The sequence below is a fragment of the Stutzerimonas tianxiuensis genome, assembly GCF_053470365.1.
On sequence record NZ_JBPVWS010000017.1, the window covers coordinates 84,574 to 95,236 of the forward strand.

The 10,663-nt window shown below is 63.7% G+C and carries 8 protein-coding genes; 5 read left to right on the top strand and 3 right to left on the bottom strand.

Annotation, left to right across the window (positions count from 1 at the left end; all coding sequences use genetic code 11):
- Positions 1-132: 132 nt before the first annotated feature.
- Both ACSSNI_RS19050 and ACSSNI_RS19055 read right to left on the bottom strand, forming a co-directional pair.
- Entirely contained in the window at positions 133-828 is a 696-nt protein-coding gene (locus tag ACSSNI_RS19050; RefSeq protein ID WP_200637511.1) for an SDR family oxidoreductase, read from the bottom strand.
- A gap of 24 nt (positions 829-852) precedes the next feature.
- Entirely contained in the window at positions 853-1,164 is a 312-nt protein-coding gene (locus ACSSNI_RS19055; RefSeq protein ID WP_102834965.1) for a hypothetical protein, read from the bottom strand.
- Between the two features lie 133 nt (positions 1,165-1,297).
- On the opposite strand from ACSSNI_RS19055, the gene ACSSNI_RS19060 reads away from it, so the two are divergent.
- Positions 1,298-5,866 (top strand): DEAD/DEAH box helicase, encoded by a 4,569-nt coding sequence (locus tag ACSSNI_RS19060; RefSeq protein ID WP_200637513.1) that lies wholly within the window; start codon positions 1,298-1,300, stop codon positions 5,864-5,866.
- A 183-nt stretch (positions 5,867-6,049) separates the two neighbouring features.
- On the opposite strand, the gene rapA is transcribed toward ACSSNI_RS19060, so the two are convergent.
- Complete coding sequence (gene rapA / locus ACSSNI_RS19065) at positions 6,050-8,899, bottom strand: RNA polymerase-associated protein RapA (protein ID WP_200637515.1); 2,850 nt, start codon at positions 8,897-8,899, stop codon at positions 6,050-6,052.
- A 233-nt stretch (positions 8,900-9,132) separates the two neighbouring features.
- Here rapA and ACSSNI_RS19070 point away from each other — a divergent pair, with 233 nt between their 5' ends.
- From ACSSNI_RS19070 to ccoM, 4 genes are all read left to right on the top strand, one after another.
- Positions 9,133-9,432, top strand: coding sequence for an aspartate-semialdehyde dehydrogenase (locus ACSSNI_RS19070; RefSeq protein WP_200637518.1), 300 nt, complete (start codon positions 9,133-9,135; stop codon positions 9,430-9,432).
- A 7-nt stretch (positions 9,433-9,439) separates the two neighbouring features.
- Complete coding sequence (locus tag ACSSNI_RS19075; protein WP_234484437.1) at positions 9,440-10,045, top strand: alpha-ketoglutarate-dependent dioxygenase AlkB family protein; 606 nt, start codon at positions 9,440-9,442, stop codon at positions 10,043-10,045.
- Positions 10,042-10,203 carry a hypothetical protein gene (locus tag ACSSNI_RS19080; RefSeq protein ID WP_167369793.1) on the top strand — a complete coding sequence of 54 codons (162 nt, stop codon included), beginning with the start codon at positions 10,042-10,044 and terminating at the stop codon, positions 10,201-10,203. Before ACSSNI_RS19075 ends, ACSSNI_RS19080 begins: the two co-directional genes overlap by 4 nt.
- Before the next feature lie 223 nt (positions 10,204-10,426).
- On the top strand, positions 10,427-10,537 hold the full coding sequence (ccoM, locus tag ACSSNI_RS19085) for a cytochrome c oxidase subunit CcoM (RefSeq protein WP_045425123.1): 111 nt from the start codon (positions 10,427-10,429) through the stop codon (positions 10,535-10,537).
- Positions 10,538-10,663: the final 126 nt, after the last annotated feature.

Sequence of the window (10,663 nt, forward strand, 5' to 3'; positions counted from 1 at the left end):
AAGAGGTGCCGGTCGCCTGTCTCAGTTATTCGTCAAAGCAGCCCAACGCTAAATAACCTGGTCTCCGGCCTGTCGTTCAAGTTGCAGTCATCTGATTTCGGGACGGCGCCTCCAGCTACTATTGAGCGCCGGTTAATCGTCTGCGAGCGGCGGGACGGGCCGAATCAGGATCTCATTCACATCCACATGGCTCGGTTGCGACAGCGCATAAACCACCGCACGGGCTATGTCTTCGGGTTGCAGGGCATAGGGTGGCGGCTGGTCGAAGAGTGGCGTATCGACCATGCCCGGCTCAATCAGCGTGACGCGCACGCCGGTGCCGCGCAGTTCTTCGCGCACGCTCAGTCCCATGCCGGTCACCGCCCACTTGCTGGCGCTGTACATCGAGCCGGGAATGACGAAGCGGCCGGCGGCCGAGCCGGTCAGCAAGACATGGCCCCTGCTGGCTTTCAGCGCTTCTAAACTGCAGCGCAGCGTCAGGCCTACGCCATACACATTGGTCAGCAGCATCTCGCGCCAGACTTCAGGGTCCGCGCCGCTGAAGCCGCCTTCGCTGCCCGGCATTCCGGCGTTGGCGTAGACCGCATCGAGCTGACCGAAGTGGTCGAGCACCCGCTGCATCATGGCCTTTTGCTCCGCGTATTCCTTCACATCACAGCGAATGGCCAACGCCCGGTCGGGACCGCCGAGTTCGTCCACCAGCTCCGTCAGCTTGTGCTCGGAGCGGGCGCCCAGGGCGATGCGATAGCCAGCCTCGGCTGCGATACGCGCGGTGGCGGCGCCAATCCCGGAGGACGCGCCTGTGATCAGAAGAACCGGATCGGTCATGCTTTCCTCTCGGAATCTAACGGATCAATAGTTAGGCGGCGTCTCTGGGATGCCGGTGTCGTCCGTTATGGCTGGCATGGTCCAGGGCTCGAGGCGTTGGTCCTTGTCTTCTACGTCCAGCCTGGCCTGTTCGATGACCCCGCCAAGGCGCTGCGGGCTGGTGTATTCCTCGCGCGACACGCTGGGCACGCGCAATATTTCGGCACCGCTTCCGGACATCACGGTAAAGCCGAAGCTGTCTTCGTCCGGGTTGGCGCTGGTCACGCAGCCACACGGAAGGAAGGCTTCGGAGACGAGTTGCATCGCTTCATCAAGATTCAGGGGTTGGTTGCTCATGGGGTTCTCCATCGACGGGCTGTCTCAAGTGGACCTCCAAGCGGCGGCGCCGTTTCCTTCTACCTGACGGGCATGCGACGGGCTGCGGCGAGACGGCCTTGTAGATGCGCTGCGTCGACAGCATATTCAGGTGATGACAAACTCCACCGTTCCCGACGCGCTGGCGACCTTCCACCCAGCAGTGGCTGGCTGGTTCGTACGCAGTTTCCCTGCACCGACTCCTGCTCAGGCACGCGCCTGGCCACTGATCCGTGCCGGCCGATCGACCCTAGTGGCTGCACCCACCGGCTCGGGCAAGACGTTGACCGCTTTTCTCGCCGCCATAGACCAACTGGTGCAGCAGGGCGTAGCCGAAGGTGGCCTGCCGGACCAGACCTCAGTGCTCTATGTCTCGCCGCTCAAGGCGCTGTCCAATGACATTCACGTCAATCTGGAACAGCCGCTCGCGGGTATCTCGGCAGAGCTGCAAGCGCTCGGCCTGCCACCGCTGACGATACGCACCGCTGTGCGCACGGGTGACACGCCACAGGCCGAGCGCGCCGCGATGCGCAAGCGCGTGCCACATATTCTGGTGACGACGCCGGAGTCGCTCTATGTGCTGCTCGGCTCCGAGTCCGGCCGGCAAATGCTGGCCGGTGTGCGTAGTGTGATCGTCGATGAGATTCATGCCATCGCCGGCAACAAGCGTGGCAGCCATTTGGCTTTGACGCTGGAGCGGCTGGAGGCGTTATGCGGGCATCCGTTAGTGCGCGTCGGGCTCTCGGCGACACAGAAACCCATCGAGGCAGTGGCTGATTTCCTGGTCGGTGTCGATCGTCATTGCGAAATCATCGATGTGGGCCATGGCCGGTCGCGTGACCTGGCGCTGGAAGTGCCGCCGGTCCCGCTGGAAGCAGTGATGAGTAACGCTGTCTGGGAGCTGGTCTATGACCGGCTGGCCGTACTGGCCGGTGAGCATCGAACCACGCTGATCTTCGTCAACACGCGGCGCATGGCGGAACGCGCGGCGCGACACTTGAGCGAGCGGCTGGGCAATGCCGTGGTGGCGGCCCATCACGGCAGTTTGGCGCGCGAGCAGCGGCTTGATGCCGAACAGCGACTCAAGCGCGGCGAGCTGCGGGTACTGGTGGCTACTGCGTCGCTTGAGCTTGGGATCGACATCGGGGACGTCGAGCTGGTCTGCCAGCTGGGCTCGCCGCGGTCCATCTCAGCGTTTCTGCAGCGTGTCGGACGCGCTGGTCACCAGGTGGGTGGCGTCTCCAAGGGGCGTCTGTTTCCCAGCTCACGCGATGACCTGATCGAATGCGCCGCCTTGCTCGACAGCGTGCGCCGCGGCGAGCTCGATACGTTGGTGATACCAGAAGCCCCGCTGGATGTGTTGGCGCAACAAATCGTGGCCGAAGTGTCGTGCCTGGAGTGGCAGGAGGATGCCTTGCTGGCGTTGATCCGCCGCGCCATGCCTTACGCCGGATTGAGCGAGGCGGATTATCAGGCCTTGCTGGCGATGCTCGCCGAGGGCTACACCACCCGCCACGGCGCACGCGGCGCCTATCTGCACCGCGATCTGGTCAGCCGCAGCCTGCGCGGACGACGTGGCGGTCGTCTGACCGCGCTGACGTCTGGCGGCACCATCGCCGACAACGCCGACTACTCGGTGCTGCTCGAGCCACAGGGCTTCAACATCGGCACGGTCAACGAGGACTTTGCCGTCGAGAGTCTGGCCGGCGATGTCTTCCAGCTGGGCAATACGTCCTACCGCATTATCAAGATCGAGTCCGGTCGCGTGCGGGTCGAGGATGCGCAGGGCCAACCGCCGAACATCCCGTTCTGGATAGGCGAGGCGCCGGGGCGCAGCGATGAGCTGTCCGCGGCAGTGGCGCGACTGCGCGGGGAAATCGATGAGCGCTTGGCCGAAGCCGAAGCCCGTAGGAGCGAGCTTGCTCGCGAATCCGACGCTGCAGAGGTATCGCCTTTCGCGAGCACGCTCGCTCCTATAAAAGTGGGCGACGGCGAAGCCTCCGGTGCTCCGTCACGGCCCGAAATCGGAGCCGATGAAATCGATGAGCGCCTGGACGAAGCCGAAGCCCGTAGGAGCCAGCTTGCTGGTGATGCTTTTGAGTCTGCTGGGATCGCCAGCGAGCTGACGCCTACAGAAGCGACCCACGAGGTGCGATCAAGACTGCAGTCTGCCATTGACTGGCTCACCGACACGCTCGGCCTGGCAGAAGCCGCGGCTCGCCAGATCATTGAGTACCTGGCCCGCGCGCGCTCGTCGCTGGGAGCGCTGCCGACGCAGCAGCGGTTGATCATGGAGCGCTTCTTCGACGAGTCCGGCGGCACCCAGCTGGTTATCCATTCGCCGTTCGGCAGTCGGATCAACCGTGCCTGGGGACTGGCGCTTCGCAAGCGCTTCTGCCGCACCTTCAACTTCGAGTTGCAGGCCGCGGCGACCGAGGATGCAATCATCTTTTCCCTGTCGACCAGTCATAGCTTTCCGCTCGATGAGGTTTGGCGCTATCTGCACCCCAACAGCGCCGAGGCGGTGCTGGTCCAGGCGCTGCTCGATGCGCCGCTTTTCGGGGTGCGCTGGCGCTGGAACGCGACCACCGCTCTGGCGCTGCCGCGCATGGCCGGTGGGCGTAAAGTCGCGCCTCAGCTGCAGCGAATGAAAAGCGAAGATCTACTCGCAACTGTCTTTCCGGACCAAGTCGCCTGCCTGGAGAACGTTGTCGGCGAGCGGGAGGTGCCGGATCATCCTCTGGTCGCCCAGACCCTCAACGACTGCCTGCACGAAGCCATGGACAGCAATGGCTGGCTGGCGCTGTTGCGGCGGATCGAGGCGGGGGATATCGAGCTACTGTCGCGTGATCTGCCGGCCCCGTCGCCGCTGGCCATGGAAGTGTTGGGCGCGCGGCCTTACGCCTTTCTCGACGACGCCCCACTGGAAGAGCGTCGGACCCAGGCCGTGCTGAATCGCCGTTGGACCGACCCCGAGTCCAGCGACGATCTCGGTGCGCTGGATGCCGCAGCGATCGAGGCGGTGGGGGAGGAAGCCTGGCCCCAGGCGCGCAATCCGGACGAGTTGCACGAAGCGCTCACTGGCCTGGGCTGCATCGCGGAAGCCGAAGTGCAGGCCGATCCGCAGTGGCTTGCCTGGCTGAACGAGCTGGCTCGTGGAGGGCGCGCGACGCGGATGCGGGTTGCGCAGGATCGCGCGCTCTGGTTGCCCGTCGAGCGTCTTGCACTGTTGCAGTCCATCTATCCCGAAGCGGCTTGCGTGCCGGTTCTCAAGCCGCTGCCCGGCTTCGATCAACCGTCGAGCGAAGACGACGCTTTGGTCGAACTGATCCGCGCGCGCCTGACGGGCTTCGGCCCCTTACCGGTTCCGCTGATTGCCCGACCGCTTGCCCTGCCGGCATCGGCGGTCGCGCTGGCGCTAACGCGTTTGGAGTCTGAGGGTTATGTGTTGCGCGGCCGCTTTACGCCTGCGGCAACTGACGATGAGTGGTGCGAGCGGCATCTGCTGGCGCGCATCCACCGTTACACGGTCAAGCGCCTGCGCCGCGAAATCGAACCGGTTGAGCGCGCTGATTTCATGCGCTTCCTGTTCGACTGGCAGCACCTGTCCGAGGCGACACGAATGCAGGGCCGCGATGCGCTCGGCACGGTAGTCGATCAACTTGAAGGCTTCCAGGCCGCGGCAGGCGCCTGGGAGAGCGACCTGCTGCCGGCGCGCTTGAAGGATTATGGCGGCACCTGGCTGGACGAGCTGTGCCGCTCCGGACGCATCGTCTGGACGCGCCTGGCCGGGCGAATCAAAGCCAGCAGCGGGCCGGTGCGCGGCACGCCTATCGTGCTGCTTCCGCGCCGGCAACTGGCGGCCTGGTATGCACTGGCCAGTGATGCGCCGCAGCCCGAGCTGACATCACGCGCGCAGCGGGTGTTCGAGACGCTGCAAGGGCAGGGCGCGTTGTTCTTCGACGAGCTGCAGCAGGACGCACGCCTGTTACGCAGCGAGCTGGAAGATGCGCTCGGTGAGCTGGTCGCGGTAGGGCTGGTCAATGCGGACAGTTTTGCCGGCTTGCGGGCATTGCTGGCGCCCGCCGCGAAGCGCTCACGCAGCACTCGACAGAGCCGCGGTGGCGCATTCATCGGTGGCATGGCCGATGCCGGTCGTTGGGCGTTGGTGCGCAAAGGCGCGCCGGTACCGGCCGAAGCCACTGCGCGCCGTCCAGTATTGGACCCCGAAGCGTTGGAACACATTGCGATGACCTTGCTGCGTCGCTACGGCGTGGTGTTCTGGCGCCTGCTGGACCGCGAGGCGGATTGGTTGCCGCCCTGGCGTGAACTCCTGCGCGTCTATCATAGGCTCGAAGCGCGGGGCGACATCCGCGGCGGTCGTTTCGTGGCGGGTGTGCCGGGTGAGCAGTTCGCCTTGCCCGAGGCGGTTGGTCTGTTGCGTGAGGTGCGCAAGCGCCCACTCGCCGGCGAGATGATCGCCGTCTCGGCGGTCGACCCGTTGAATCAGGTCGGCACGCTCCTACCCGGCGAACGCGTACCGGCAACTGCAGGCAATCGCATCCTCTATCGCGACGGCGCACCGCTGGCACTGCTGATCGGCGGAAAACCGGAGCTGCTGGAAGAGTTGGACGAATACGACCAGCGCAAGGCCAGGCAACTGCTGGCGGTGGCGCGGCGTTGAGGGCTGCGGTACTGCTCTCAGAAAGTTTGGGACTGATGAAGGGGACGGCAACCTACGGCGGCAATCAGTGCCGATTCGGATCGCTCGCCTATCGCGTTTCCCCCGAGCGTGGCGGGTCTGCTTGGAAAGCATGAAAAAGGCCGGCTGCAATCGCTCGCAGCCGGCCTTTCGTAACGCGGGTGGTCAGCCGGCTACCAGCACTCGGATCGCCTCCAGGCGCAGACCGGCCTTCTCCAGCATCCCCAGACCTTCTTCACGCTGCTTGCGCACGGCTTCGATCTCGCTGTCGCGTACGCTCGGGTTGACCGCCTGAAGGGCGGTTAGTCGCGCCAGCTCTTCGTCGAGGCTCGCCTTCAGTTTGCGCTGCGCTTCGGCGACGCGCTCGGTGTGGCGAGGGGTGACCTTGGCTTCTGCATCAGCGATCTGCTTGGCCAGCACGTCGCGCTGAGCCTGGACGAACTTGTTCGCACTGGCTCGCGGGACGCTTTCCAGCTGATCAGTGAGCGTCTCGAACGCCACCTTGGGCGCCAGGTCGTTGCCGTTCGAATCCAGCAGGCAGCGCAGCGCCAAGGGCGGCAGGAAGCGGTTGAGCTGGAGGGCACGCGGCGCCACCACCTCGCTGACATAGAGCAGTTCGAGCAGGACGGTGCCGGGCTTGAGCGCCTTGTTCTTGATCAGCGCCACGGCGGTGTTGCCCATGGAGCCGGACAGCACCAGGTCCATGCCGCCCTGGACCATGGGGTGTTCCCAGGTTAGGAATTGCATATCTTCACGAGCCAGGGCCTGCTCGCGATCATAAGTGACGGTCACGGCTTCGTCGTCACCGAGCGGGAAGCTGGCGTCGAGCATCTTCTCGCTGGGACGCAGAATCAGCGCGTTCTCGGAATGGTCTTCGCTGTCGATGCCAAAGGCGTCGAACAGCTCTTCCATGAAGATCGGCAGGGCGAACTGGTCGTCCTGCTCTTCGATGGCCTCGACCAGTGCCTTGCCCTGTTCGCCACCGCCGGAATTGAGCTCCAGCAGACGGTCGCGGCCGGCATGCAGGTCGGCTTCCAGGCGCACGCGTTCGGCGAGAGCCTCTTCAATAAGCTTCTGAAACTCGTCGTCGTCGCCTTCTTCCAGCTGGTTCAGCAGGCGCGGCCCGAACTGATGCTGAAGAGCATTGCCGGTGGGACAGGTGTTTAGGAACGCATTGAGCGCCTCGTGGTACCACTTGAACAGGCGTTCCTGCGGGCTGGTTTCCAGATAGGGCACGTGCAGCTGGATAACGTGGGCCTGACCGATGCGGTCGAGACGGCCGATGCGCTGCTCCAGCAGGTCGGGGTGCGACGGCAGATCGAACAGCACCAGGTGATGCGCGAACTGGAAGTTGCGGCCCTCACTGCCGATCTCGGAGCAGATCAGCACCTGCGCGCCGAACTCTTCATCGGCAAAGTAGGCGGCCGCGCGGTCCCGCTCGAGAATGCTCATGCCTTCATGGAACACGGTGGCCGGGATGCCGGAGCGCACGCGCAGCGCGTCTTCCAGATCCAGCGCGGTCTCGGCGTGGGCGCAGATCACCAGCACCTTGAATTTCTTCAGCATCTTCAGCGTGTCGATCAGCCACTCGACGCGCGGATCGAAACTCCACCAACGGTTCTGTGCGTCCGGCTCTTCCTGCTGGCTCTGGAAGCTGACTTCCGGATACAGCTCGGCATGCTCGCCCAGCGGCAATTCGAGGTACTCGGCGGGGCAGGGCAGCGGATAGGGGTGCAGCTGGCGTTCTGGGAAACCGCGCACGGCGGCGCGGGTGTTGCGGAACAACAGGCGGCCCGTGCCGTGACGGTCGAGCAGCTCCCGGATCAGCCGGCTGCTGGCTTCGATGTCGCCGTCGGTGGCCGCAGCGAGCAGCGCTTCGCCTTCGGCGCCGAGGAAGTCATGGATGGTCTGGTGAGCTTCCTGTGACAGGCGGCCCTCGTCCAGCAACTCCTGCACGGCGCGGGCGACCGGTTGGTAGCTGGCGCTCTCGGCGCGAAAGGCTTCGAGATCATGGAAACGGTTCGGGTCGAGTAGGCGCAGGCGAGCGAAGTGGCTTTCCTGGCCGAGCTGCTCGGGTGTCGCCGTCAACAGCAGGACACCAGGGGTGACTTCGGCCAGTTGCTCGACCAGCTTGTATTCGGCGCTGGCGTTTTCCGGGTGCCAGACCAGGTGATGCGCTTCGTCCACCACCAGCAGATCCCAGCCGGCAGCGAAGGCCGCGTCCTGGGCGCGCTCGTCGTCCTTCAGCCAGTCCAGCGAGACCAGTGCGAGCTGGGTGTCTTCGAAGGGGTTGGTGGCATCGCTTTCGATGAAGCGTTCGTCGTCGAACAGCGCGACTTGCAGGTTGAAACGGCGGCGCATTTCCACCAGCCACTGGTGCTGGAGGTTCTCCGGAACCAGGATCAGGACGCGCTTGGCGCGGCCAGAAAGCAGCTGGCGATGGATCACCAGGCCGGCTTCAATGGTCTTGCCCAGGCCCACTTCGTCCGCCAGCAGAACGCGCGGGGCGATTCGGTCGGCGACTTCACGGGCGATGTGCAGCTGGTGCGCGATGGGTTGCGCACGCACGCCGCCCAGGCCCCACAGTGAGGAGGTGAGTTGTTTGCTCTGGTTTTCCAAGGTGTGGTAGCGCAGCTTGAACCAATTCAGCGGGTCGATCTGGCCAGCGAACAGACGGTCACTGGCGAGGCGGAACTGGATGAAGTTCGACAGCTGGGTTTCCGGCAGAGTGCGGGCTTCGCTCTGTGCGGTCAGGCCGTGATAGACCAGCAGGCCGTCGACATCGTCGACTTCGCGCACGGTCATCTTCCAGCCTTCGAAGTGAGTGATTTCATCACCCGGGACGAAACGCACGCGCGTCAGCGGAGCGCTGCGTGCAGCGTACTGGCGAGTTTCACCCGTCGCGGGGTAGAGCACGGTGAGCATGCGGCCGTCCTGCATGAGGATGGTTCCCAGACCGAGTTCCGCTTCGCTGTCGCTGATCCAGCGTTGCCCCGGTAGATACTGCTGCGCCATGCCCTGCCTCCCGCTGTAAAAAAGCCCGCTATGTTAACGGATCACCGCCCATAGATCGACGATAGATGCCACTGCATCAAGCCTGTCACCGCTCGTGTTCATCCATGACGACCCGGAAACGCACCCCGGCAGTGTAGCGTTGCTGCTAAAGTCGTCGGCAGAACCGCCGATCAACCGCTACAGGCCCGCCAACCCGGTATAGAAAGCGATCGGTTTGCCAGGGGAGAGCGAAGATGCTGCCAGTCATTCCACCCGGTACCGTCCAGGTCACCGCGCAACAGGACGTGGTCAAGCCGCGACCCGATATCGCGCCGGTGACGCCCGTGCATCCTAGCGCGAACGAAAGCTCGGTGGGCCTTGATCGTCGCCACCCTCAGGAAGCGGAGCAGATGCTGCGCGACGAGCAGCGCAGGCGGCAACGGCGTCGTGGCTACACCGCCCAGGAGCTCGCCGAAGGCGAAACCGCCGAGGAAGACCAGGCCGCCCTTGATGAGCTGCCGCGGCAGGGACTGTGGGTGGATGTGGAGGTTTGATCCCTTTATGTCAGGCGACAGCGAGCTGATCGAGCTGGCAGATGCAGATCTGCGCTACTTCCCGCGATGGGTCGATGCAGATCTGGCTGACGGATGGTTGTCCGAGCTTTCCACACAGACACCTTGGTCCCAACCCCAAATCAAACTCTACGGTCGCAGCATTGCGGTGCCGCGACTGGTCGCCTGGTATGGCGATGCCGATGCGCATTATCGGTATTCCGGTTTCACACACGAGCCACTTGCCTGGACGCCATTGCTGGCCGATATCCGCCAACGGGTACAGCAGCAGGTCGGCCAGCGTCTGAATGGTGTCCTGCTCAACTACTATCGCGATGGACAGGACGCCATGGGCTGGCACAGCGATGACGAACGAGAGCTGGGACAGCAGCCCTTGGTAGTCTCGCTCAATCTGGGCGCCACGCGGCGCTTCGATTTTCGCCGCAAGGGAGCCAGCCGTATTGAGTACTCCATCTCGCTCGAACATGGATCGCTGCTGGTCATGAGCGGTCTCACCCAGCATTATTGGCAGCACCAGATCGCCAGAACACGAAAGGTTCGCGCACCGCGCCTCAACCTGACCTTCCGCCAGATCATCCACGGGCCGACCTTATGAGCAGTGACGAAAAGCTGATCGATTTCAGTGCCGAGCGTGAAAAGCGTATTCATGACATCAAGGAAAAGCGGCTGGTCGAAATGCGTCAGGCTTTCGAACAGGTGCTGCCGCTAAGCAAGCCAAAGAAAAAGCCCAAGACCAAGCCGAAAAAGCGCTGACAGCGCTTGCTGATAACCCGTTCCAAATTGCTCGCGACGACTGATCGCGTGGCTGCTGTCCCGTAGCGTCCCTCCTGATACCCCCATTTTTTTGATCCAGATCAGTTACCGCGGTGCCTTTATTCAAAGGCTCCGTGGTGATTGACGTCGGTCAATTTTTTTATCGGCGGGGAAGACGACTATGCAGCCATCAGACAGCGAAACAGCTTGGAGGTAGGAAATCATGTTCGTCGATAATGTGGTGCTCGCAGGGGTGGTCACGGTCGGCCTTATGGTCGCCTTCCTCGGCGGTTTCGGATATTTCATCTGGCGGGACGCGCACAAGAAGCGTTGATCCGGCTGGTGGTACAGAGCACGCAAGGCATTTGGGCGACTTAGGTCGCCCTTTTTTTTGGTGCGCCAGGCATGGCGCGTTGCGCGCAAGCGCAACCAGCTTGGCTGTGGTGGCCACGCTGGTGAC

Excerpts from the sequence above, each read along its gene's own strand:
- ACSSNI_RS19050 (WP_200637511.1), bottom strand. The coding sequence starts at position 828 with ATGACCGATCCGGTTCTTCTGATCACAGGCGCGTCCTCCGGGATTGGC.
- ACSSNI_RS19055 (WP_102834965.1), bottom strand. The coding sequence starts at position 1,164 with ATGAGCAACCAACCCCTGAATCTTGATGAAGCGATGCAACTCGTCTCC.
- ACSSNI_RS19060 (WP_200637513.1), top strand. The coding sequence starts at position 1,298 with ATGACAAACTCCACCGTTCCCGACGCGCTGGCGACCTTCCACCCAGCA.
- rapA (WP_200637515.1), bottom strand. The coding sequence starts at position 8,899 with ATGGCGCAGCAGTATCTACCGGGGCAACGCTGGATCAGCGACAGCGAA.
- ACSSNI_RS19070 (WP_200637518.1), top strand. The coding sequence starts at position 9,133 with ATGCTGCCAGTCATTCCACCCGGTACCGTCCAGGTCACCGCGCAACAG.
- ACSSNI_RS19075 (WP_234484437.1), top strand. The coding sequence starts at position 9,440 with ATGTCAGGCGACAGCGAGCTGATCGAGCTGGCAGATGCAGATCTGCGC.
- ACSSNI_RS19080 (WP_167369793.1), top strand. The coding sequence starts at position 10,042 with ATGAGCAGTGACGAAAAGCTGATCGATTTCAGTGCCGAGCGTGAAAAG.
- ccoM (WP_045425123.1), top strand. The coding sequence starts at position 10,427 with ATGTTCGTCGATAATGTGGTGCTCGCAGGGGTGGTCACGGTCGGCCTT.